Genomic DNA, 24,782 nt, shown 5'->3' on the forward strand with positions numbered 1-24,782 from the left:
CCTCATTCTTCAGATAAAAACGAATTACCACAATCTGATTAGTTACTGGCGTCAACGTGGATAAAAGCGAATTAAGTAAAAACAAGTAGATAAAAAATAAAACCTTACCGATTTTTCATCTTACAGGAGATCCATCATGGCTGTTCAACTTGGCATTAATCCTCTGACCTGGACTAATGATGATTTGCCTTCTCTGGGCGCAGAAACCCCACTGGAAACTTGTCTGACCGAAGGACGTCAGGCGGGATTTGCTGGTTTTGAACTGGGTAATAAATTTCCCCGTCAGTCTCAGATCTTGGAGCCAATACTGGCTTCCCATAATTTGGAACTGGTGTCTGGCTGGTACTCCGGTAACTTGCTGACGCGCAGTGTAGAAGAAGAAATTGCTGCCGTTCAGCCGCATTTGACCCTGCTACGCGAATTGGGTGCTACTGTGATGGTATTTGCCGAAGTGACTGACTGTATACATGGTGATCAGGGAAAAGCGGTGCACCTGAGGCCATGGTTTCCAGTCGAACGCTGGCAGGAATATGGCGAAAAACTGACGGAATTCGCTCGTTATACTCAGTCTCAAGGCGTTCAGATTGCTTATCATCATCATATGGGAACCGTGATTGAAAGTGCGGAGGATGTCGATTACTTGATGGAGTATACAGGTGAAGAAGTCGGCTTGTTGCTGGATACCGGGCATTTGACCTTTGCGGGAGACGATCCGCTGGCTGTGGCAAAACGTTGGTGTGCACGTATCAATCACGTTCATTGCAAAGATATTCGCCCAGATGTGTTGAAAGATGTCAAAAACCGTAAAACCAGCTTTCTTGACGCGGTGTTGAGTGGCGTCTTTACTGTGCCAGGTGATGGTTGTGTTGATTATCCTGCTATTTTCAATGTATTGAAGGCTAGCCACTATGACGGTTGGTTAGTTGTAGAAGCAGAGCAGGACCCCACGATTGCCCATCCACTGACTTACGCTACGCTCGGATATAATAACTTGCACCGGTTTGCGAAAGACGCCGGATTGATTTAAACGCTGACATTTTAATCGCATTAATTCTAAGCATAAACATAGGCATAGAGGTAGGTCACATGTCTAAGCTACTGTCAAAATACCATGCGCCTGATCAGGACAAACGTACACAGCATATCACGCCAGAAACAGCAAACTGGGGATATGTCTACTTTGCTGTTTATGAACTGAACGCAGGAGAGTCCATCACATTGCCCGCCTCGGAAAAAGAAACCTGTTTAGTGTTGGTCGCGGGAAAAGCCACTGTAATCACTCCTTTGCAGCGATTTGAACAGATTGGTGAGCGTATGAATCCATTTGAACGTAAAAAACCTTATGCGGTTTACGTTGCGCCGAATGAATCCATAGAAATTATCGCGCAGACTGATCTTGAACTGGCTGTCTGTCAGGCGAAAGGCAAGGGGAACTATCCCACTCGCTTGATTGCGCCGAAGGATATTAACGCTGAACAGCGAGGAAACGGAAATAACCGTCGCTATGTCCATAACATCCTCCCAGATGACAAATCAGCGGATAGCCTGCTGGTTGTTGAAGTGTATACAGACGAAGGTTGTACCAGTTCTTATCCCAGCCACAAGCATGACACTGATAACGAACCACAGGAAACCTATTTGGAAGAGACTTATTACCATCGGTTAAATCCATCGCAAGGTTTTTGTTTACAGCGTGTCTATACGGATGACCGTTCGCTGGATGAAACGATGGCGGTTTATAACAAAGATGTTGTCATGGTGCCGAAAGGGTATCACCCCGTGGCGACTGTTGCCGGATATGACAGTTATTACCTGAATGTGATGGCTGGTCCTAGCCGTAAATGGCTATTTACATGGGAAAAAGACCATCAGTGGGTTAATGGTGCAGCGTATGCGGAAAAACATACCCGCCGTTAAGCTGGCAAATTGCTCCCCTGATGGGGAGCAATAGCATAAGTGGTTATGGCAGAGAGCGGCGGCTAAAGGCTATCTTAAATAGCCAATAAGTCACACTCGCCATCAATAATGAGTTAATTGTTGGTATACCCCATTCCGTCGCTAACCCAACAATGCAGCCGATAATACTGGCGATAATAGCCGCCCAGCCGATGGTGGGTGTTTCATTAGGAAGGTTTCCTTTCTGCCGACTTTCGTCCAGCACTTTGCGATGGGTACGCAGGATATAGTAATCAACTAGCATAATTCCAAGAATTGGCGGGAATACGACGCCAAGTATAGTCAGAAAATCTACAAATCGGTCTAGAATACCTAAAATGGAAAGCAAAGTGCCTAACACGCCGATCACGACAGTTGTTGGCGGGTAACGCAGTTTTTTGCCTGCGATGCCTTCTACGGCGTTGATAATTCCCAATGAAGAAGAGTACAGATTTAAGTCATTGACCCTTAATGTCGAAAAAACGACAACTAATAAACCTGCTCCACCCGCGGCTTGCGACATAATAGTGACGACATCCGCCGTATTCAGTGTTTTTGCAATTAGAATCGCCAGCCCATTAATTACAAACTCTCCTGCGATGATGGTCAGTAGTGTCATGCCAAAAACATGCTTGCCTGATTTGGTATAGCGAGTCAGATCGGGGGTCATCAAACTGGCAACAATCGCACCACCTACAACAATTGTGATACCGGCACTAATGGATAGCGTTTCTCCAGAATGGGGCAGGTTTATTACTTCATGCAGAGGCTGGCCTGCTTTGCCTGATAGCACGATAGTTGAGATATAAGCGACCAGTAGAATAAACAAGGGAACTGTAATTCTGGCGGTAAAGCGCAATGCCTTAAAGCCAAAAGCGACCAGCGTTGTTAATAACGTGCCGGATATTGCTGCCGCCCAGCCAAATCCCAATTTATTACCAGAGGCAAAATTAAGAGACTTGGCAAAAATAGCATTTTGAATACCAAACCAGCCCAGTAAGCTGACAGCAACGATAAGGCCGATTAACACCGAACCCATTCGGCCAAAGCCACACCAGCGAGCCAGCAAACTGCCAGACAGCCCTTCGCGCATACCCGCAAATCCTAGTCCGAAAGTGACAACGCCAAAGATCAGACTGCCGATAAAAACGGCAATAAATGCATCGATCAGAGTCATCGAGTTGCCGAGTACAGCACCAAGCATAAACTGATCCAATGCCGTTAACATGCCCATATGAACGACGGCCACACACAGCAGGGATAAGCGCTGATTTTGTGGCACTCGGCTTAATGGACAGTGTTCAATTTTGAGCACTATCATCGTTCCTCGATTTGTTTTAGATAAAGAGGACGCCTTTTTCAATGAGGCGTTCAGGAATATAGCTATCTAATTGAAAGTGCCTACAAAATTCTTCAAATTGCTGGATGGAGTGGACATTAGCCTTCTGATAGATGGTGTATATTCTGTTTTCTATCGTCTTATGGCTAACATTGTATATCTGGGCGATTTCCTTATTTGAACGTCTTTGCAACATAAAAAAGATGGTATCCAGTTCACTTTTGGTAAATAGATCTGTTGTAGCTTCTGTAGTGAGAACGCTTGGTTTTTGGCGATTAATATATTTTAGAGGGGAGAGAGTACTCATTGGTTTGGCATTCCAAACTATCCCGATGCACTCTTTCTTATCGTTATACACCGGGAATTTCTCACTGATGAAAGGAGCTAAACTGTTTTTTCCATACCAATAATGTGTCTCGATGATAGAAACTTTGTCTTTAGATTCTTCAGTTCTCCTGTCATGTTCTTTTAGGTCTTGTGAAAATTGATCCTCAGACCAATGTGTTGGAAATTCACAGTCAAGCTTACCCTCTATGTCAAAATCTTCTGGTGTGTTGGTGTAAAGATAAGCGGCTTTATTCATATAGATATGTCGGGACGCTAAATCCTTAATGCCCCAAGGATCGCTTAGATGCTCCATCATGGCGATCAATCCCTTGAGATAGGGTTCATTATTTTTATAGGAAAAACTCATTTTTATCTCATATAATTTATATATGTTAAATTTTATATTAAAAATAATAACAGTTGTATTTATGTACTTATTAACTTCTGATGTATGAATACTAATTTTTTTTGAAAAATGGTGTATTTAAACTAAAAAATATCAACATAATCGATATCTCCTCTATTTTTTGACTATTTTACGGTTTTTTATTATCTGTTTCTTAGGGTGTCTATTAAAATATAACCTATTGATGCAATATTTTCTATATACGATAGTTTTATAGTATTATTATATAATTCTGTTCAAAAATAAATTGCTATCACTTTTTATGTTTTACGACAAGGGTATTTTTCACTCTTTCCAGACCCAACAAAAAGTGTTTATCCTAAAAAGTCATGTAAATTAATTGGTTATATATTTTTCTAGGCGTTGATATGTATAAAAAACAAAAAATGGAACACCTGAGAAAAAATTTGCAATACTTACTTGATTCCAGAGGGGAGAGCAGGGTATCGATCTGTGATCGAACCGGGCTTAACCGCACGACTATTTATAATATTCTGGATGGGAGAGTTCAAAACGTTCATTCTTCAACGATACAGAAAGTATCCAACTTTTTTGGGGTGTCGTATAGAGAGATAGAAACGATCGATATTGCAGAAAAAGAACGCATTGATGCCATTGTTTCTTATGAAGGAAACATGAACCCCTGTGCCGTTCCGCTATTTATGCAATCTGCATGTATTATCCCTGGGTTTTTTGACAGTAAAATCGGTTCGCTTATTGTTGAAAGAAAACTCACTTATTATTTTGGTTCTGGCCCGAATATCATTGCTATTCTACTTGAGAATGATTTTCCGGGTAAATATAATGCTGGTGATTTATTAATAATCAAAAGAGGTAATTACCAGAACAATAATCCAAAGTTATGTTTCGATCAAAGACAGCAACTGTTTCATATTAAAGAGTTTAATAGTGAAGTTACGACAAATTTGATGGTGATTGGAGATATAATGGAAGAGCGGTTCGGATATGGGAAAAAAATATAAATTACTGGGATTTAACAGCCAAGATAGTACAGCGAATGTATTAATTTTATCAACAGGAAAAGTTTTAAAAATAAACGTAAAGGAGCTTGAGAAAAGTGAAATAGCAGACGATCTAGACAATCACGAAATAAAATCACTTTATAGAAAGATATATTCTAGCTTTCCAAATGTCCCCTCAGTCTATGAAATTGAAGAACGTAATGAAAAATCTTGGGTTGTTTATTCATTTCTCGCGTTACTACTGACAATTTTCTACACTTTCAGTAATATAGCGGCAGCTAAACCCGTTTACATTGATTATCTTGATATCATTGTTACCCCAGGTACTTTCATTTATCCTTTTTCATTTTTAGTCATTGATTTACTGAGTGAATTCTATGGATTCAGGCTAGCAAGAAAAGCGATATATATGTCATTGGCTTCTAATCTGATCATTGTATCCTTGCTGAGTATCTCGACAAGTCTACCTGCCATCGCAAGCTGGGATTTAAATGATCAGTACAATGCCCTGATGAATCATATTTTATCGGCGATCTTTGCTTCTTCACTGTCATTTTTAGTTTCAGAGCTTGTCAACTCCTATATCTTATGTAAGCTGAAGGATATGACAAACTCCCGATTTTTAGCGTTAAGAGTATTTTTTAGTACCTTTATCGCATCAATTCTTGACAGTTTTGTTTTCTGTTTCATCGCATTCTATGGAAAACTGCCTGTAAATCAAATTGTTGTCATGATGCTTGTTCAGATTTTAATTAAAATATTCTTTGCATTATTTAATATTTTCCCTGCTTACGGCTCACGTTATTTATTTAATCGGTGGGTTGGTAAAACAGCAAATTAATGAATGGCATGGGGAACTTCTCCATGCCATTTTTTGATAAAACCCTGTCTTATTTTGTTTTGCATCGTCTTCAGTGATGGGTTGACACTTTTGCTATGTGTCACTATTTGTCATTCACTCCGTTATTGTGATACTGCTGCTATTTCGATTTTTTGTACAGTAACCCTACACATATTCATGTTATCTATCCATTATGGCGGGTGCTTTACCTTGTCTTTTGTTGCACAGAATGGTTTCTGTGCCAATATGAAAAATTTAATTAAATATCAATTAGATATTGTATTTTATTTGTTGTTTTGTTCATGAGGCATCAAATAATGACACGAATATTCATCACTAAAATCAACATTTATGTTTTTATATGTTGATTTTAGCGTGTGTCTGGTGTATTAATTTAACCGTTAAAATATAAGTTATAATTAAGTTTTTTGTCTGGGTCCTGATAAGGGAAGTCTGACCTCCCTTTAAACAGACAAATTATTTTCATTATTTTGAATAGATGATTTCTATTCGCCCAACACCAGAATATTAGTACATTTTTTATTCTTATAATAGTCAGTCCCTTAACCAGATTTTTTGGTTAAGGGACTGAACAATCTACTATACCCAATGGATTTTAATCTGCCGTTCAGAGGCAAGTTAACGCCGCTAACAACGCAGTGACTTGAAAGATAAGGGTACCCTCTCAGAAAACACATTTAAGCTAGCATCTTGGCAGATAGGCGATAGATCTCCTCGTGGCCTGTCATTTCGCCAAACTCTGCTCTAACGATCATCCCTTCTATAAATGTCATCAGGGCTTCTGTTTTGATTTCTGCATCCGTCTGATTGGCAGAGAAAATGGAAAATAAGAGTGATTTTAACCACATCTTATGCCGTTGAGCCTGTTTGACAATAAGCTCATCGTGGCCTTTAAACTCGGCTAAAGCGTGCATAAATAAGCATCCTTGAAAATCGGCTGATCTGAACCATGAGAAGTGCCAGTCAAGGATAGCATTCAGCTTATTTTCCGTTCCCTTGGTGGCGAATACCGCCGTATTGAGTTCCTCTTCAAACCTCTTATGTCGTCTGATTAACATACTCTCTATCAGTTTGTTTTTGGAACCGAAATAGCGGTACATGGATGTTTTTGACACATTCGCCTTATCTCGGATCAAATCGACTCCCACCGCGTTATAGCCGAATTCATTAAACAGGGATTCAGCGATATCTAAGATATGTTCTTCTTTGCTCATAATATTTTTTCTTGTTTATTCTAATTAGTTCTAATGATCGTCCATATTCCTGACAAATCGAACGTTGCCTTTAAGTGTACAGATCTGTACCATTTGCTGCATGTGTACAGAACTGTACACTTAGAGTATCACATTGACTGAGTCATATCGCAAACGAATCATATGGAGACTAAAACATGAGTAAATTGAAGGGAGGAGGTGGATTACCGTCTAAGCCGGATCTTGTTCAATTAATGAAAGGATTATCAGGCGGTTTTTTGGGGATCTTGTTGCTCAGTTATTTAAGCCAAGCGACGGAATATCCTTGGTTAATGGCGCCTTTTGGAGCGACATGTGCCATTTTGTTTGCGGCACCCACTTCTCCGCTTGCTCAACCACGGAATGTCATTGGTGGGCATTTACTCACTACGGCGGTGGGGCTTGTCGCACTATATACATTGGGCAATTCCATGATTGTGATGTCTCTGGCAGTAGGCATTGCGATTATGCTGATGCAGTTATTTCGGGTAGTTCATCCGCCTGCGGGGGCTAATCCGTTAGTGGTACTTCTCGCAGGGCAAGAGGCCGTGGGTTTTGATTTTCTTTTAACGCCTGTATTAACGGGGAGCCTGGCACTGGTCATTATTGCATCTTTTATTAATAACCTAGGAAAAGAAAGCGGTTGGCCATTATATTGGTATGGTTTTACCAAAAGAAAAGATAGCTGACGTTCATTCGAAGAGTGATTATTTTATTCTGCTTTTATTGATACTAATAGGTATTTAAATATGGTTTGTTGATTTATTTAACTGTGCTATATAGCACGATAATAAATTGGATTAATATTTAATATTCTCTGTTTTCGCCTGATGGTTAAAGAATATATGCTATTGGGCGAATTTTACTTCTGTTTGTTAAAATGATGTTTAAATTCCTGATGCCGGTAAAAAAGTAAATAACTGGCAGATGTAAAGCACATTATCCAAATAGGCTATTTTATTCCCTCCCTAAGTATCTTATTTCCCCCTCTCTCATTGATATCACTGTTCGTCAAATTCTCTTGAGCAGAGATGAATTTGATGGTGCGATATCAACAATTCTATTGTTTGTTGTTCCATGTTGTAATTCTCATTCTAAAAATCACCTATATATATAGTAACAAATGTTATTTTTATAATTAGTTAATATTATCATGATGTCTATAATACATAAAAATGGTTATTTTGTTTATATTGCTAAATATTTTATGACTGTTGTGTTATTTAAAATGATATTTATTTAATTTTGATATGAAAGTATATTTTTGCGAATAAGTTGTTTGCTAGTTAAATTTCAACTTAATAAAAGCATCTATTAATATTTGAATTTTATTTATTTACTTCTGAATTAACTCCGCTATGCAGAATAATAAAATTATTACCGTTCGAAATGCTATTTATTAATAACTATAAGTTAATTTTCTATTTGTTACTATTTATATAATCAATTATTTTCAAAAAAATAATTGAGTAACTAGGGCAACCTTCAATTCTATGCACCGCTATATCAAGGACGAAGACTAATAAAAAAGAGGCAGTAAGAGACCATATTTAATCAAATAGTGGGCTGAATATGTCTCGAAAGCAGGATGCCTGCCTAATTAAAAACTCCGATAACGACGATAACTCACGATATCTATCTATCAGCCAATTTAGGTATGAGGGTAGCTGAGGCATTTCTTTTCCAATTTATCGCCAGGACTGATTCAAAAAGTCATTACCTGATATCCGGTCAGGTAAGCAAATTTTTATTTAATAATAAATCCGAAGGGAGTATCGATATGGATAACATTCTGGCCTCGCCATTTACACGCCTATTTTGGAATGAATGGATTCTTGAACCTGATTCAGTTAAATACAATATGGTTATGGATCAAACTATCCAAGGCGATTTGGATGAAAGTAAATTGAGATCGGCTATACAGGGATTGATGAATCAATATCCATTATTTCAATATCAGCTTGATGAAGAAAATGGTGAATTATATTGGAAACCGAGTTCGAATAGTCTTAATACCCTACAAATTTTTGACAGTGAAGAAAAACTGCGTCAGTTTGCCTTACAGCCCTTTGATTTAAGGCAAGGGACACTGATTCGATTTGGGTTATTTCAACAGACAGAGCGACAATTTCAATTAGTCATTGTACTGCACCATATTGTGGTCGATGGCGGGAGTACCGAAGAGTTTTATCACGCCATATCGGATCTCTATAATCAGCGCCCCCTGCGCCACACTCCTCTAACACTGGATCAAATTGACGAAAAATTTGCACAATATCGTCAACAGATAAAAACACTGGAAGAACATCAGCCTGAACAGTTCTGGAAAACATGTTTGACGGAAGTGGCAGCAACTAACCCGTTGCCTTATTTATCAGAGCCGGCGAAAGATGAACAAGAATTAGTGGGAGAGGTTCGTTTCAATCTGCCATTAAGTGATTGGCAGCAGCTTAAGCGTTCTCTGCGGCACTGTACGCCATTTCTGGTGTTCAAAACGCTGTGGGCGGCATTGATTGCCCAATATATGCCTGATGGAAAGGTTCACGTCAGTTATCCGGTTGCCGTGACAGGAGGAGAATCGCTTTCATTGGGTGCCCAAATCAACACCGCTGTTTTTCCCTTACAGCTAGATGATACGGTCAGCTTTGCTGCGCTTTACCAGCAGACGTTACATTACACCTCATCATTGAAGACACCCTCCGGCCTGCGTTTCTCATATTGGCCACTTTTTAAGGTGTTGCCTTTAACACCTATCCGTAAGTTAAATGTCGTCGTGAATCAAGCCCATTTCAAGGATTTCTGTCTGGAATTGGAGAATTGTGAAGTCCATTACAATCATCGTTTCGACAACGACTTAGCGGATTCAGAATGGGCGCTGGAATATCAGCAGCAAGGTGATCAATGGTCTTTCCGTATCCGCTATCCACGCCGCCGTTTCCACCCTGAACAAATTACTGCCTTGGCCGAACAGTTCCAGCAACTCCTGGTTAATGCCCTGACAAATCCAGAAAAACCGATCCGACAATTTCCGTTGCTGACACCGGATCAGCGTATGGCCTTACTGAAATGCGGTCATCAGGGAGAACAGGGTGATGTTCCCGAAACAACGATTCATGAAAAATTCCAACAGCAGGCTTGCCTGCATCCACAACAAATCGCGTTGATTGATAATCAGCAGCAACTCAGTTATGCGGAATTGGAACAACGTAGTAACCAACTGGCTCATTTAATACGGGAACGCTATCTGCAAGCGACAGGACAATCACTGCCCCCGGACACCCTATTGCCGATTTTTATGAATCGTGGGGTTGATATGGTGATTGCCATGTTGGCGGTGATGAAAGCGGGAGCGGCTTATCTGCCTCTTGACCCGCAAGTCCCAACGCAACGGCTGGCCTATATCCTGACCGATAGTCAATCCCGGCTGGCCATTACAGATATGACACATCAGCCCATATTGCGCGATTACGGGCAAAATCTGGCTTTGTTGACATTCGGAAACGACAGGGATGATTATCGTGATCAGCCAGACAGGGCTCTGCAAGCAGCCTCAGAGCCGAATTCATTGGCCTACTCCATCTATACTTCTGGCACGACAGGCCGTCCGAAAGGAACCTTGCTGGAACATCGCGGGGTATTGCTCATGCTGGATGGTCTATATGCCAGAGTGATTGAGGGTATTGAACGGCCACAACGCTGGTTGCAATTTGCTTCGCTGGCATTTGATGCTCATGTGTTCGAAACCTTTATGGCACTGTGTTTTGGTCACACATTGGTGATTGCTTCAGAAGAAGAGCGTCATGATCCTGACCTGCTGATAAAATTAATCGAAAATTATCAGGTTGAAGTCGCCACTTTCCCTCCCACTCTGTTGAAAACAAAACCGGCGTTGCCTGCCCGGTTACAAAATATTCTGGTGGGAGGCGAAGCAACACCTCAAGCCATTCTGGATCACTACGCCATGCAGGGACGGCGGATATTCAACGCCTATGGCCCCACGGAAGCCAGCGTATGTGTCACTATGCACCATTATCAGTGGGATGGTGCCCAAAATATTGGCTGTCCGTTTCCCGGCATTCAGGCTTATGTCTTGGATGAGCAGTTGCAGTTAGTCCCGATGGGCATGAGCGGTGAGCTTTACCTCTCTGGCGCCGTGCTGGCCAGAGGATATTTGGGGCAGCCGGAATTAACAGCCAAGGCGTTCATTGCCAACCCGTTTGCTCAACACACCGATGATCAGCGGCTCTATCGCACGGGAGATCAGGCGCGTTGGTTGCCGAATGGGGAACTGGAATATCTGGAACGCAAGGATTTTCAGGTAAAAATTCATGGCTATCGCATTGAGCTGGCTGAAATTGAGCAGGTATTTATTGCGGTATCCGGGCTGAGTCAATGCACAGCGCAGGTACGCGGTCAGGATCGCTCGCACATTGTGCTCTACTATGTGTCAGAGATGACCTTAAACGAAGATAACCTACGCCGTACTTTGCAGCTTTCCCTGCCGGATTACATGATGCCATCTGCATTCGTGCAACTGGCATCGCTGCCGATGACGATTAGTGGCAAGTTGGATGCAGCAGCGTTACCAGAGCCAGATTTTAAACAGAGCCGCTATGTTTATCGTGCCGCAGAAACGGAGTTAGAACACCGGCTGCAAAACATCTGGCACGGGATTCTGGGTTTGGACGAAATAGGGATTGATGACGACTTTTTCCATCTGGGGGGCGATTCCATTTCCGCTATCCGGTTGGTTTCAGAAATGCGCCGCCAGCAGTTGCCATGCAGCACCAAACTATTATATCAATGCCGCACGATTGCTGAACTGGCGGTACAACTGGCCGCCACTCCTGATTCCCAGATGATGCATTCCGAACAGGGAATACTACAGGGTGATTTTCCTCTTCATCCTATTCAGCATTGGTTTTTCGAGCAGGTGTTTGCTGAACCTCATCACTGGAATCAGGCTTTTTTGATTCGGGTGCCGCCTTTACAACCGCAGAAACTGGAAACAGCGATTCAGGCACTGGTGGAACGGCACGATATGCTGCGAGCCAGATTTATTCCTGCTGAACGCCAGCTTTATCTGGATATCAACCAGATAGCACCAACGGCGCTGGAAATTTGCCATTATGACCCGTTGACCGATGACGCATTCCATGACTGTCTGGATAGCTGGCAAAGTGATTTCGATATTACGGCTGGCCCACTGTGGCGTTTTGCCTATATTGATGGATATCCAGATGGTTCAGCCCGCATTTACTGTGCCTTGCATCATCTGATTGTGGATGCCGTGTCATGGCGCATCCTGCTTGATGATTTAAAACAGCTTTATCATGGTAAAAATCTCGGCACCAAAACAGCCAGCTATCGGCAATGGCAGACTGCCTTGACTGAACAGCTTTCCGGCTTTGAATCTCAGTGTGAATTCTGGCAGCAGCAATGTGTTTCACAATCTGATTACCGGCCATTATTGGAGGCCAGCCATACTCGTCAATTCCTGCAACAATCTTTAGACCCTGCCGCCAGTATCCGACTGCTGGATGTGACCACAGGTGCGGCAAGTTTTGCGCCTAATGAAGTCTTGCTGACTGCGCTCCTGCACGCATTGGGTCATCTTAGTGGAATAGCAAACCATACGTTGCTTCTGGAAGGTCATGGCCGCCATCTGCCATCGGTACAGTTGGATGTTGGCCGTACTGTGGGTTGGTTTACGGCTCTTTATCCTCTGCATTTTTCTGTTGAGGGTGAAGAGGCGATTTCATTGCAGCAAGTTCATGCCATCCTTGGCGGCGTACCCGATTCAGGCATTTCATACGGGGCACTATGTCATTTGGGGGCTGAGGCGTCGGCATTGTCTTTGCCATATCCTGGGGTGATATTCAATTATCTGGGGCAGTTACAGGCACCTGAAAATGATTGGCAGATCAGTGCAGAATCGGCCGGACAAACCATCAGTTCGCGCAATGTTGATTCTGGTTTGCTTACCCTCAATATCTGGCTTATCGGCCAAGAGCTGCATTATCGTTGGGATGGCTTACTCAGCCAGTCGCAGCTTGCTCAGTTAGATCACGGTTTCCAAACAGCCTTGATATCGCTTATCGACACGATGGCACCATCAGCCAGTAAGATTCAGCAGACAGTGGACGATGGGATTGATGCTGCATTACTGGCTCGATTACCGGCAGGATTGGCACCCGTGGTTGCTTATCCCGCCAACAGTCTGCAACAAGGATTTATCCATCATTATCTGAGTTATCCCGATAACTCGACCTACCATTTTCAGTTTGTCCTGGATTATGAACAACCGATCGATCTGAATGATTACTACCGCGCTTGGGAATACGCCCAGCAACGATATCCGGTGTTGCGTACAGGCTTTGACTGGCAGGAACAGCCACAGCAAATTGTGTTCAGGCAGGCTGAATTATTATGGCAATACCATGATTTCAGTGCCAGTCCGACACAGGAGCAGGCACTGGCTGCGCTTTGTCAGCAACAATACCACGAATCTTTCGAACTGAATAAACCAGAGCTGATGCGGGTTTGCTTCGTTAAATTGGCCGCCGACCGATACAGCCTGATCCACACCAGTCATCACATTATTATTGATGGCTGGAGCAGCCAGATACTGCTGGAATATGTCCATCGCACTTATCAGCAGCTACAGGCGGGACAAATGCCCGATACCTGCATTGATACAGCTTATCTGGCGACCCAGCGTTATTACGCCAGTCAGGTTGCAGAGTGCCGTCATCACTGGCAGGAATTGGGGACTCAGCATTGGGAGAGTACGGATATTTCCCTGTTGCTGGCTCGTGGTGCACGGAATACCTCCGGTAATGAAACGCCTGATACTCAGGCGGTAGTGCGTCAGGTATTACCTTATGCAGTAACTTTGTCATTACAGGAAACCGCCCGCAATCATGGCTTGACACTCAATACAATGCTTCAGTTCGCCTGGCACAAGTTATTGCATCTGTTTAGCCAACAATCACAGACCATCGTGGGTATTACCTTGTCTGGCCGTAACCACCCCGTATCAGGTATAGAGAGCAGTGTCGGGTTATTCATCAATACCTTGCCACTGGTGATGGACTGGGAACAGCAATCGACCTGTCTGCAACAGCTTCGCACGCTTCATCAACGCATGATTGATTTGGATACTTACAGCTATCAGCCACTGGTCGAATTACAATCCGCGGGTGAAAAGCTGTTCCAAACTATTTTTGTCTATGAAAATTATCCAATGACAGAATTAGATACCCTGCGAGCCAATCTGCGGGCTACCAGTGACAATACGACCGACTACCCCTTGAACCTGATTGCTGAGGGTGATGTAGAACAAGGTTTGACGCTATCTCTGTCCTATAACCAGAATTGCCTTGATGCTGAACGTGCCAACGCCATTTTGCAGATGTTGGGGGTATTGCTGGCTCGTCTTCCTTCCCATCTTCATTATCCTCATCAGCGGTTATTGGCGCTGAGTGATGACAAACGTCGGCAACTGTTGGAAGAGTGGGCTTTTGCGGCTTCAGAAACCTGGGAGCCGATGACGCTGCATGGTTTACTGGAAAAGCAGGCGCGATTAACACCGCAAAATCCGGCGTTAATGGATGATTACCGGACATTAAGCTATCAAGAACTGGATGATCTCTCATCACGTCAGGCCGTTCGGCTGCGGGCTACCTATCGTCGTCTTTTCCAGCGTGAATTAGCTGCCGGTGAACTGATTGGTCTGTGTTGCGAACGCGGTATCGACATGATCGTAGCTTTGCTGACGATCCTCAAAGCCGGAGCTGCCTATGTGCCAATGGATACCAATGTTCCCGCAGAGAGATTGGGTTACATTTTACAAGACAGCCAAATCAAGCTGATACTGACTGAGCCAGATTTGGCACCGCTGTTTGAACGCCCCGATCTACAACAGCTATACCTGAGCGAATTGGCCGATTCAGAGGCCACAGACGAGATACAATCGCGGTTGCCGCAGGTGGATCTAAGGCAATTGGCTTATGTGATTTACACATCAGGCACGACAGGCAAGCCGAAAGGTACGCTGGTGGAACACCGGGGTTCTGCTGTTATGGCGCGCAGTCTGTTTACCCGAATGGAAATGACGCAGTCAGGCATGCGCTTCCTGCAATTTGCTTCCATCGTGTTTGATGCCCATCTGATGGAAATTTTCCCGGCATTTGTGGGTGGACATTCGCTGGTGGTGGCCTCTGACGCGCAGCGTTATGACTTGCAGGAATTGCAAACGTTGTTGCAGAAGTGGCAGATTGGTTATGCGATGTTGCCGCCTGTGCTGCTCAAACTCAAACCGACGCTGCCGGATAGTCTGCAATGGCTGGCGGTGGGCGGTGAAGCCTCCTCTCAGGACGTATTGGATCATTATGCTGCACAGGGGCGTAATGTATTTAACTGCTATGGCCCAACTGAAACGAGTGTCTGCTGCACCGTCAACCCTTATCACTATAATGGTGCGTGTAATATCGGCAGGCCGTTAGCACAGTGTGGGGCTTATGTGCTGGATAGCAGTCTGCAACCGTTGCCGGTGGGTGCGCCCGGTGAATTGTTCCTATCCGGTGCGGGACTGGCACGTGGTTATCTGAATCAACCGGAATTGAGCCGCGAAAAATTCGTCGTTAACCCATTCCAGCAGCATTCAGATCACTCACGCTTATATCACACGGGCGACATTGTGCGCTGGCTGGATGATGGATCATTGGAATATCTCGGCCGTAATGACAGTCAGGTGAAGATTCGAGGGTATCGGATCGAGCTTGGGGAAATCGAGAGCGTACTCGCTAATATTCCCGGTGTTGATCAAGCTGTGGCGATCATTCATGGTAAGGAAACCCCGAAAATCGTCTGTTACTACACGTTGAACGGCAACACATTGAGCAGCAGTACATCAACCGATAATGAGCTTTCGTCCGAGATCCGGCAGACATTGGCACAGGTATTGCCTAACTATATGCAACCCAGTGCATTGATTCCATTGCCCCGCATTCCGATGACCATCAATGGCAAGCTGGATCGCCGGCTGTTTCCTGCGCCTACGTTTACCGATGCACAGCAGGAATACACCGCCGCAGAGACGCCGTTGCAACAGGAGTGTTGTGATATCTGGGCGGAGTTGCTGCAATGTGAGCGTATCGGCATAGATGATAATTTTTTCCGGCTGGGTGGTAATTCGATTATGGCTATCCAGTTGAGTAATCGCTTAAGCCAGTCATTGCAGTGCGAAATCCCACTGGCGGCATTGAATCGGCATCCTACTGTCAGATCCCTGAGTGCCTTTCTGTCTGATAATTGCACACACCTTGAAGTGATCCCGCAGGCCGGGTTGCAACGTGGTGTTCTGTCTTTTTCACAAATGCGACTCTGGTTTATCGAAACGCTAATGCAGGAAAACAATGTTTACCACATTCCCCTGTTATTCCGTTTGCAGACCGATATTCAGATGGACAGTTTTGTTCATAGTTTGCAAGCCGTGGTACACCGTCATCAGATATTACGTTGTACCTTTGAGCAAGATGAGCACGGAGAATCTTTCCTGCAAGCCCATGATGAGGCGCTGGCTGTTGCCCATGCGGAAGTGCAGGCGAATGAGTGGCATGATTTCTTACAGCGGGAGATTTTCCGTGTCTTTGATTTACGCCACGAATATCCCATCCGGGCGACGCTGTTACAACGGATAGAATCAGATGGACATGTGTCTCATTTCTGCCTGCTCAACATTCATCACATCAGTTTTGACGGCTGGTCGTTGAATGTGTTTTTAAAGGAGTTGGCCGAATTTTATGGTGCTGAATTGGATAAACGTCCACCTGCACTACCGCCGTTATCCATCCAATATATGGATTATGCCGCCTGGCACCAACAGATGTTGTCCAGCGATAAACTGGAACAGCTAAAACCATTCTGGCTGAAACAGTTGCAGGATTGCCCTCAGTTGGAACTTCCCTGCGACTATCCGCGCCCTGATATTTTTGACCATCGTGGCAGTACGACTTTCTTCTCCCTTACGCCTCAGTTAAGCCAGCAACTGCGGCAACTGGCGAGCCAATTGGATGTGACCTTGCATGCGGTCTTATTGACTGGCATGGACCTCCTGTTGGTCAGGTATTGCGGCAAGCACGATATTGTCATCGGGAACCCGATAGCCAACCGTTCACACCCGCAGTTGGAGCCACTGATTGGCATGTTCGTCAATATGTTGGTACTGTGTAACCAAATATCACCAGAATGGAGCGTGGCTGAACAAATCCGTCAGGTCTTTGCCAACACGATCAGTTGCCAGCAGCATCAAGAGATGCCTTTCGAAAAACTGGTCGAATTCCTGAAATTAAACCGTGACTTATCACGCCATCCGTTGTTTCAGATCTCTTTTTCGCTGGAACAGAAAGCGACGGATGTTGATGCCCCTTTCATCATGCAAAATCTGGCGGAGTTATATGATGTTGCCAAGTTTGATCTCAGCTTCGGGTTTGAAGAGGGGAATGATGTGCTGTCCGGCAACATTAATTACGCCAAAGCGCTGTTTGCGCCGGAAACCATCGATGAAATGGTTAGCCACCTCCGGAATATATTGATGCAGATGGTGGCTCATCCAGAACAGTGGGTACAAGACATCAGCCTGTATTCACCGGAAGAGAGAATGGCTCTGTTGCAGCCGCCGATGGAAACGCAGAATGCTGCTCTTTACAGTCATCCATTGTATCAGGGGCTCCTCGATTGGACTCGGCAGCAGCCGAATGACATCGCTCTGATTGATACTATCGGCCAGTGCAGCTATGCCGAAATGCTTCAGGCTGCGCAGACATTGGCCGCGCAGATCCATCAACATCCGCGTAATCAATCTGAACTGATCGTCATTCAGGTAAGCAAAGGCAGGGCGCAGATCATTGCTGTTCTGGCCGTCTTACTGGCGGGACGAGCCTACGTACCCGTTGATATTTCATGGCCGCAGCAACGCTGTCAGCAGATCATTGATCAGACTGAAACGCAGTTGGTGATCAGTAGCAAAGCGTGGACAACCGAAACCTGTGAAATCATTCAACTTGATCCGTACGGCTGTGCCATTCACCTGACTGAGCCTCAACCGATGTCATTACCCGTGCCGATCCCCTGTGACAGTCTGGCCTATGTGATTTTCACCTCTGGCTCTACAGGAACACCGAAAGGCGTGGCTGTTCGTCATGACACGGCTTGCAACACATTGATAGACATCAACCGTAAATTGAACGTTGTGCGGGGAGATACCTTACTGGCTCTTAATGCCCTGTGCTTTGATTTATCGGTTTATGACATGTTCGGTATTCTGGGCGTGGGGGGAAGGTTGGTGATCCCAAGCGAAGAGCAGCGATACCAGCCAGAGACCTTACTCAGATTAATCCGTGAACACGGCGTCACGATCTGGAATGCGGCACCGGCGTTGTTCGAATTGCTATTGCAGGAAGTAGAAAATCTGGCAGAGCGGCCTACTGTGGCGATGGATCGCGTTCTGTTATCCGGCGACTGGATACCGGTTAATCATATATCGCGCTGCCGTGACTGGCTCCCCGGTTGCCGCGTCTTTAGCGGTGGTGGCGTCACGGAAGCTTCGGTGTGGTCAATTCTCTTCGAAGTACCACAAGGTGCCGGCTATAGCCAGAGCATCCCTTATGGCAAGGCACTGGTTAATCAATACTTCCTTATCTTGGATAAAGATCTGGAACCCGTACCCGCTCAGGCCATTGGTGAGATGTATATCGGTGGGGTCGGTGTGGCCATTGGCTACTATCGAGACCCGGTACGCACAGAAGAACGTTTTCTGCATCATCCGATCAGTGGTGAACGTCTGTACCGGACGGGAGATTTAGGGCGCTGGCTACCGGATGGCAACATTGAATTTCTGGGACGGATAGACAGTCAGGTCAAAATCAATGGTCATCGGGTAGAACTGGGGGAAATTGAAAATACGCTGATGGCAATACCGGGCATTCGCCAGTGTGCGTTGGTTAAAGTCAGTGGCTTATCTGATAGCCTGGCTGCCTATTATGTCAGTGACGAACCGTTGGATGAAGCCGATGTGCGTCAGCGTCTTGCACAAGTATTGCCGCCGTATATGGTGCCTGCTGTGTTGACGCATCTGCCAAAACTGCCGTTGAATGCTAGTGGCAAGATAGACCGTAAACAATTGTCGGCGTTAAATTACGTCGCGCCAAGACAGCATCAGTATCAACCGCCCGAGACCGAACAGGAGCAGCAACTCTGTCAGTTATGGCAGCAGAAGCTGGAGCTGGATCACGTTGGTGTAAACGATGACTTTTTTGAATGTGGCGGGACTTCCATTTTGGCTATTCCTGTTTGCCAGCAGATGTCGGCCTTGCTGGGGCAGGCGGTCACTGTGATGGAACTGTTCAAGCGGCGCAGCATCCGTGGCATTCTTGCAAGCCTTGAATATCAACTGATCCAGCCATTGAATAACGGTTCAGCTAAAGAAACGTTATGGATGATCCATCCGGCTATGGCGGGATGTGAAGTTTATCTGGACATCGCCAGAACGCTGGATGGCAAACTGACGTGTCTGGGCGTGGATAATTACAACCTGTACCACCGGCCGTTAATCACTTCACTGCCTGACATAGCCAGTTTCTATCTGGAGCAGATGGAACAGTATCAGCCATTGACACAAGGCCCGGTACGCATTTTGGGATGGTCAATGGGGGGATTAATTGCGCTGGAGATTGCGGCACAACTGGAAGCCAGAGGGATACGTGATATCCATCTCTACCTGTTGGACAGCTTCTATCGAGTCAGTCTGGGGGCTTTACATCCAAGCTGGCGGCAGATGCTATTACAGGAGCTGGGGCTGGAAGGGGATGCCGCGGTACGAGCGCTGGAGGCCGGCCCTGCGGACGATGCGATTTGTCAGCATGAGCTCTCGCAACCTCTACAACATAGCCCGGTCACTCTATTTAAAGCGACTCAGTTGCCGGAGTTTCACGCTCAATTAAACGAGCAGGGAAAAATACCGGCAGCACTGCACGCTGATGATAACCAGATAGGGCAGGCTTGCCGGCATCTGTCTGTCATACCACTGCCTTGTGACCACCACAATATTATCGAACTGAAATCACAGATTATTGAAGGTGTGTTGGAGCTGGTGGATTGAGCTGACTTTCAGTGAAAAAACGGCGCGATTTTTATGGCAGGTATATTGATTGCGCCGAATGATGATGAGAACAGGCTCGGTTTATTGATGAACCGGGCCTTAATTAAATAACTCTACTTTGGTATGAACCTGCGATTCTGCTTATTCCCCTTTGCCGTAGTTCCACTCTAATTAGAAAAGGTCAGAGTGGGTTCCAGTTCGTTCGAAGCGAAGCAGATCATCAGTAATTTTGTAGATAAGAAGCCAATCCGGTTCTATATGAGCATCCCGATACCCCTTGTAGTTGCCTTGTAGCGGGTGATCCTTGTATACAGTTGGTAGAGGTAGTTCATCGTTAATTAAGAGTCTCATTAGCTCTTTCAACTTACCCATATCTTTATGGCGTTTCTGAGCCAGTTTCACATCCTTCTGAAACTGGCCCGAGTATTCAATTCCCCTTTGTTTCATGGTCTATAAGATACCCAGTTTATCAAAGAGATCATCAGCGTTTTTCGCTTTATGAACATCCACGCCTTTTTCACTGTTGGCAATGGTTTCAGCTGTAAGTTCGTTTGGAATGTGCATATCGAATGGTAAGGCTTTTTCTCTTGCCACTTTGGTCAGAGTTATACGTATTAGATCGGACACGGTTAATCCCATACTAGCCAGCACATCAGTAGCTTCATTTTTTAGTGTCTCATCTATACGAGCACGAACAATAGCATTTGCAGCCATGTTGAAACCTCCGTTTGGTTAATAGTTAATCGTAGCCCAGTTGGGCTACATAATCAAATATAGTGTGATAAGTTGCACTGATCAATGCGGTTGGTTATTCGTATCGATTATTTTAATGCCAATAATAATCTCTATCTGATTTAATCTATTGCCATAAATATTATTAAATATATTGACAGTAAAATATATTATTAAATCATCAAGTGTTTTGAAATTATTATAATAAGACATAATTATTTCCTTAATATTATTAATTTTAACGAAATAATAAGTGAATTTATTTATTTTTAATTGAATGTAATTTTATTTTATATTTTCCATTGAAAATATAAAATAATTTCAACAATTAATTTTTCATATAATTGCAATAAGATTAAAATTAATTACTGTTGTATATTTATTTTATATAACTTCGGGTGAAATTATATTAAATATATTTTATCAGATGAGATTATTATTAATGTTTTTTCCTGTCTCATTATATTTAATGCCTGATTAATATGATTAAGGCAACGAATAATATATCTATATTCATTCTGATGTAAATGAAATTGCACAAAAAGCAAAATGCATAAAAAGCAAAATGCATTATTGGCAATGTACTCATTATGGATTTTTCGGCACGATATTACCGATGTAAGAATTATGTGACAACAGAAAATTCAAAATGATCCTTTGTCATTTTGTGGCGGTAGCTTTCTTCAATATATTGTCTTTCATCATACCTGAATTGTAACTAATCATAACCATTGTTATTCAAAAAGAGGCCCTTATGTCTACAAGTACATCTCAAATTGCGGTTGAATATCCTATTCCTGTTTATCGCTTCATTGTTTCTGTAGGCGATGAGCAAGTTCCATTTAGCAGTGTTTCAGGGCTGGATATTAGTTATGAAACGATTGAATACCGCGATGGCACAGGTCATTGGTTCAAAATGCCGGGTCAACGCCAACCTACTAATATCACCCTGCGTAAGGGCGTTTTTCCCGGCAAAACCGAACTGTTTGATTGGATTAATTCTATCCAACTGAACCAAGTCGAGAAAAAAGATATTACCATTAGCTTAACCAATGACGCAGGCACTGAATTATTGATGACCTGGAATGTCTCCAATGCCTTCCCAACCTCACTGACTTCACCTTCATTTGATGCCACCAGCAATGATATTGCCGTGCAGGAAATTACCCTGACAGCAGATCGCGTAACCATGCAGGCTGTTTGAAGCATTGATATTTCATCATTTCGTGTAAGGAAGTTTTATGACAACTGTTACCAGTTATCCTGGCGTTTATATTGAAGAATTAAATAGCCTGGCTTTATCCGTATCAAATAGTGCTACCGCAGTTCCTGTTTTTGCAGTGAATGAACAAAACAAACATATCAACGAAGATACTGCAATCCGGATTAATTCCTGGATGGATTATCTTAATTTGACGGGTGAATTTGATAATAAAGATAAATTAGCGGTTTCTCTGCGGGCGTATTTTGCCAATGGCGGTGGCTATTGCTATCTCATCCAAACTAAGAGCTTAGAAAAAATTATTCCAACTTTGGATGATGTGACCTTACTGGTGGCTGCGGGTGAAGAGATTAAAACGTCAGTTGATATTTTATGTCAGGCAGGAAAAGGGTTATTTGCCATTTTTGATGGATCTGAAACAGAGTTGACGATTAACGGGGCAGAAGAGGCGAAAGGAAAGTATACCGCCACCCAGTTTGCTGCGGTCTATTACCCGTGGTTGAAAGCGGATTGGGCTGAAGCGGCCATTCCACCGAGTGCAGCGATGGCAGGGGTTTATGCTGCAGTTGATTTATCCCGTGGAGTGTGGAAAGCACCGGCCAATGTCGCGTTGAAAGGGGGCTTGGAGCCTGAATTTCTGGTCACGGATGAGTTGCAGGGGGTATATAACTCTGGTCGTGCCATCAATATGATCCGAAATTTCAGCAATACCGGCACTACAGTTTGGGGTGCAAGAACGCTGGAAGATAGTGACAATTGGCGCTATGTCCCTGTGCGCCGCTTGTTTAATACCGTTGAGCGGGATGTCAAGCGAGCCATGAGTTTTGCTATGTTTGAACCTAATAGCCAGCCGACTTGGGAACGCGTCAGGGCAGCAATCAGTAATTATCTTCATAGCCTGTGGCAGCAAGGGGGATTGGCGGGCAGTAAAGAAGAAGAAGCCTACTTCGTGCAAATTGGCAAAGGCATCACGATGACCCCAGACCAGATTAATCAAGGGCAAATGATTGTGAAAGTCGGTCTGGCGGCTGTTCGACCTGCGGAATTTATCATTCTCCAGTTTACGCAAGATGTAGAACAGCGTTAATCATATCGATTGAGGAATTATCATGCCTGCTACTCTAAAAGCACCCGGCGTTTATATTGAAGAAGATGCTTCCCTTGCATTGTCGGTCAGCAACAGCGCAACGGCTGTACCTGTTTTTATCGGAAAATTTACCCCGAAAAAGGAAAATCCAGCCCAAATCTGTGCCCGTATCAGCAACTGGCTTGAGTTTACTTCTGCTTTCTCTCTGGCACCTACGACAGAGATTGTGATCAGATCGAGCATTGAACCTCCAGCTAATCCTGAAACAAAAGAAGAGACTGACAATAAAGAGACTCCTAAAGCCAGAACTCTCTCTGAAGCTGAAAATAAAAAAACCTGGATTCACGATATTGAGAAAGTCAATTTATCGCCAGCCGTGCAAGCCTTGCAGCTTTATTTCCAAAATGGAGGCGGAGCTTGCTACATCTACCCATTAAATGATGTTAAAGACGAGTCAGTTCTGGCGGTTATCCCTGAATTGATTGAACAAAAAGGGGATATCACGCTACTGGTTTGTCCGGAAACTGATCTGGATTATAAAACTGAAGTCTACAGTGCCTTGCTCCCGCTGTTGGATGATAAAAAAGTGGGTTATTTCCTGATTGCAGATAGCAATGATGGCGAATCCGTATCAGGGGTGGGGAACAATGCTAAGGCTGCTGCCTATTATCCCCAGCTGCAAACTGACCTGAAATTTTCCCTCTTGCCTGAAGATAAGGATATTCGCATCAGTGGTTATGATGATGACTCAGGTAAGGATAAGCAGAAGAATTTGGCCGACCTGCGGAAGACTAATGCATCGATTGCAAAAAGGATTGATGAAAAACTGCAAGAGGAACAACAAAGTGCTCTCATCCTTTCACCGAGCGCGGCCATCGCGGGAATTTACTGCCGGACAGATAGCAGCCGAGGTGTCTGGAAAGCCCCTGCAAATGTTGCACTGACTGGAGTCAAAAGTCTGCTTGATAAAGTTGACGATGAACGGCAGGGAGATATGAATAACAAGGGCATCAATGTCATCCGTTCATTTACCGGCCGTGGCTTGATGGTTTGGGGAGCCCGCACGAGTGTGGAGGCCAATAATACCGACTGGCGTTACATTCCTGTCCGTCGTTTATTCAATTCCGTTGAGCGCGATATCCGTCAGGCGCTGCGCGCTGTTTTGTTTGAAACCAATAATCAACCGACCTGGATGCGCGCCAAGGCCGCCGTTGATCAATATCTTTATACCCTGTGGCAGAAAAATGCCCTGATGGGCAATAGCCCTGAAGAGGCTTACTTTGTGCAGATTGGTCAGAATGTCACCATGTCTGATGCTGATATCAAACAAGGCAAAATGATCATGAAAGTAGGTCTGGCCGCAGTACGACCGGCTGAATTTATCGTTCTGCAATTTACGCAGGATGTTGCTCAGTAATCTCCGTGATTAAACACCAGGCACTGTATTGACAATATTGACAGTATTGGCAGTGCCTATCTCACCACTTTAGAGGAG

The 24,782-nt window shown here is 44.2% G+C and carries 14 protein-coding genes; 9 read left to right on the plus strand and 5 right to left on the minus strand.

Annotated elements, in window-relative coordinates; genetic code table 11:
* Positions 1-136 precede the first annotated feature (136 nt).
* Both iolE and iolB read left to right on the plus strand, forming a co-directional pair.
* Positions 137-1,027, plus strand: a complete 891-nt coding sequence (gene iolE, locus PSI22_RS06495; RefSeq protein WP_273579061.1) for a myo-inosose-2 dehydratase — start codon at positions 137-139, stop codon at positions 1,025-1,027.
* Positions 1,028-1,086: 59 nt separating this feature from the next.
* Complete coding sequence (gene iolB, locus PSI22_RS06500) at positions 1,087-1,917, plus strand: 5-deoxy-glucuronate isomerase (RefSeq protein ID WP_273579062.1); 831 nt, start codon at positions 1,087-1,089, stop codon at positions 1,915-1,917.
* Between the two features lie 43 nt (positions 1,918-1,960).
* On the opposite strand, the gene PSI22_RS06505 is transcribed toward iolB, so the two are convergent.
* Positions 1,961-3,250 (minus strand): cytosine permease, encoded by a 1,290-nt coding sequence (locus PSI22_RS06505; RefSeq protein WP_273579063.1) that lies wholly within the window; start codon positions 3,248-3,250, stop codon positions 1,961-1,963.
* 22 nt (positions 3,251-3,272) lie between these two features.
* On the minus strand, positions 3,273-3,968 hold the full coding sequence (locus PSI22_RS06510) for a helix-turn-helix transcriptional regulator (RefSeq protein WP_038202129.1): 696 nt from the start codon (positions 3,966-3,968) through the stop codon (positions 3,273-3,275).
* Between the two features lie 407 nt (positions 3,969-4,375).
* Between PSI22_RS06510 and PSI22_RS06515 the strand changes: the two genes are divergently transcribed.
* Together PSI22_RS06515 and PSI22_RS06520 are read left to right on the plus strand one after the other, a co-directional pair.
* Positions 4,376-4,990, plus strand: coding sequence for a helix-turn-helix domain-containing protein (locus tag PSI22_RS06515; RefSeq protein ID WP_273579064.1), 615 nt, complete (start codon positions 4,376-4,378; stop codon positions 4,988-4,990).
* Complete coding sequence (locus tag PSI22_RS06520) at positions 4,974-5,831, plus strand: queuosine precursor transporter (protein WP_038185909.1); 858 nt, start codon at positions 4,974-4,976, stop codon at positions 5,829-5,831. The genes PSI22_RS06515 and PSI22_RS06520 overlap by 17 nt, the downstream gene beginning before the upstream one ends.
* 698 nt (positions 5,832-6,529) lie before the next feature.
* On the opposite strand, the gene PSI22_RS06525 is transcribed toward PSI22_RS06520, so the two are convergent.
* Complete coding sequence (locus PSI22_RS06525) at positions 6,530-7,066, minus strand: TetR/AcrR family transcriptional regulator (RefSeq protein ID WP_273579065.1); 537 nt, start codon at positions 7,064-7,066, stop codon at positions 6,530-6,532.
* A gap of 176 nt (positions 7,067-7,242) precedes the next feature.
* Between PSI22_RS06525 and PSI22_RS06530 the strand changes: the two genes are divergently transcribed.
* Both PSI22_RS06530 and PSI22_RS06535 read left to right on the plus strand, forming a co-directional pair.
* Positions 7,243-7,773 (plus strand): HPP family protein, encoded by a 531-nt coding sequence (locus tag PSI22_RS06530; protein WP_273579066.1) that lies wholly within the window; start codon positions 7,243-7,245, stop codon positions 7,771-7,773.
* Between the two features lie 1,091 nt (positions 7,774-8,864).
* Positions 8,865-20,246, plus strand: coding sequence for a non-ribosomal peptide synthetase (locus PSI22_RS06535; protein ID WP_273579067.1), 11,382 nt, complete (start codon positions 8,865-8,867; stop codon positions 20,244-20,246).
* 171 nt (positions 20,247-20,417) lie between these two features.
* Here the strand turns inward: PSI22_RS06535 and PSI22_RS06540 are convergent, their stop codons facing one another.
* Positions 20,418-20,693, minus strand: coding sequence for a type II toxin-antitoxin system YafQ family toxin (locus PSI22_RS06540; protein WP_273579068.1), 276 nt, complete (start codon positions 20,691-20,693; stop codon positions 20,418-20,420).
* A 3-nt stretch (positions 20,694-20,696) separates the two neighbouring features.
* Positions 20,697-20,960 (minus strand): type II toxin-antitoxin system RelB/DinJ family antitoxin, encoded by a 264-nt coding sequence (locus tag PSI22_RS06545; protein WP_273579069.1) that lies wholly within the window; start codon positions 20,958-20,960, stop codon positions 20,697-20,699.
* 772 nt (positions 20,961-21,732) lie between these two features.
* On the opposite strand from PSI22_RS06545, the gene PSI22_RS06550 reads away from it, so the two are divergent.
* From PSI22_RS06550 to PSI22_RS06560, 3 genes are read left to right on the plus strand one after another with little or no spacing between them, the layout of a single operon-like run.
* Positions 21,733-22,182 carry a phage tail protein gene (locus PSI22_RS06550; RefSeq protein WP_273579070.1) on the plus strand — a complete coding sequence of 150 codons (450 nt, stop codon included), beginning with the start codon at positions 21,733-21,735 and terminating at the stop codon, positions 22,180-22,182.
* A gap of 37 nt (positions 22,183-22,219) precedes the next feature.
* Positions 22,220-23,287: a phage tail sheath family protein gene (locus PSI22_RS06555; RefSeq protein ID WP_273579071.1), complete on the plus strand. Its 1,068-nt coding sequence runs from the start codon at positions 22,220-22,222 to the stop codon at positions 23,285-23,287.
* A 22-nt stretch (positions 23,288-23,309) separates the two neighbouring features.
* Positions 23,310-24,704 carry a phage tail sheath family protein gene (locus PSI22_RS06560; protein WP_273579072.1) on the plus strand — a complete coding sequence of 465 codons (1,395 nt, stop codon included), beginning with the start codon at positions 23,310-23,312 and terminating at the stop codon, positions 24,702-24,704.
* The last annotated feature ends 78 nt before the right edge of the window (positions 24,705-24,782 follow it).

Source organism: Xenorhabdus aichiensis (assembly GCF_028598775.1).
GTDB classification, from domain to species: Bacteria; Pseudomonadota; Gammaproteobacteria; order Enterobacterales; family Enterobacteriaceae; genus Xenorhabdus; species Xenorhabdus bovienii.

Bases quoted from the DNA above. Each gene is read 5' to 3' on its own strand.
- PSI22_RS06530 (WP_273579066.1), top strand. From the start codon at position 7,243: ATGAGTAAATTGAAGGGAGGAGGTGGATTACCGTCTAAGCCGGATCTT.
- PSI22_RS06540 (WP_273579068.1), bottom strand. From the start codon at position 20,693: ATGAAACAAAGGGGAATTGAATACTCGGGCCAGTTTCAGAAGGATGTG.
- PSI22_RS06525 (WP_273579065.1), bottom strand. From the start codon at position 7,066: ATGAGCAAAGAAGAACATATCTTAGATATCGCTGAATCCCTGTTTAAT.
- PSI22_RS06520 (WP_038185909.1), top strand. From the start codon at position 4,974: ATGGGAAAAAAATATAAATTACTGGGATTTAACAGCCAAGATAGTACA.
- PSI22_RS06550 (WP_273579070.1), top strand. From the start codon at position 21,733: ATGTCTACAAGTACATCTCAAATTGCGGTTGAATATCCTATTCCTGTT.
- PSI22_RS06515 (WP_273579064.1), top strand. From the start codon at position 4,376: ATGTATAAAAAACAAAAAATGGAACACCTGAGAAAAAATTTGCAATAC.
- PSI22_RS06560 (WP_273579072.1), top strand. From the start codon at position 23,310: ATGCCTGCTACTCTAAAAGCACCCGGCGTTTATATTGAAGAAGATGCT.
- iolE (WP_273579061.1), top strand. From the start codon at position 137: ATGGCTGTTCAACTTGGCATTAATCCTCTGACCTGGACTAATGATGAT.
- iolB (WP_273579062.1), top strand. From the start codon at position 1,087: ATGTCTAAGCTACTGTCAAAATACCATGCGCCTGATCAGGACAAACGT.
- PSI22_RS06545 (WP_273579069.1), bottom strand. From the start codon at position 20,960: ATGGCTGCAAATGCTATTGTTCGTGCTCGTATAGATGAGACACTAAAA.
- PSI22_RS06555 (WP_273579071.1), top strand. From the start codon at position 22,220: ATGACAACTGTTACCAGTTATCCTGGCGTTTATATTGAAGAATTAAAT.
- PSI22_RS06535 (WP_273579067.1), top strand. From the start codon at position 8,865: ATGGATAACATTCTGGCCTCGCCATTTACACGCCTATTTTGGAATGAA.
- PSI22_RS06510 (WP_038202129.1), bottom strand. From the start codon at position 3,968: ATGAGTTTTTCCTATAAAAATAATGAACCCTATCTCAAGGGATTGATC.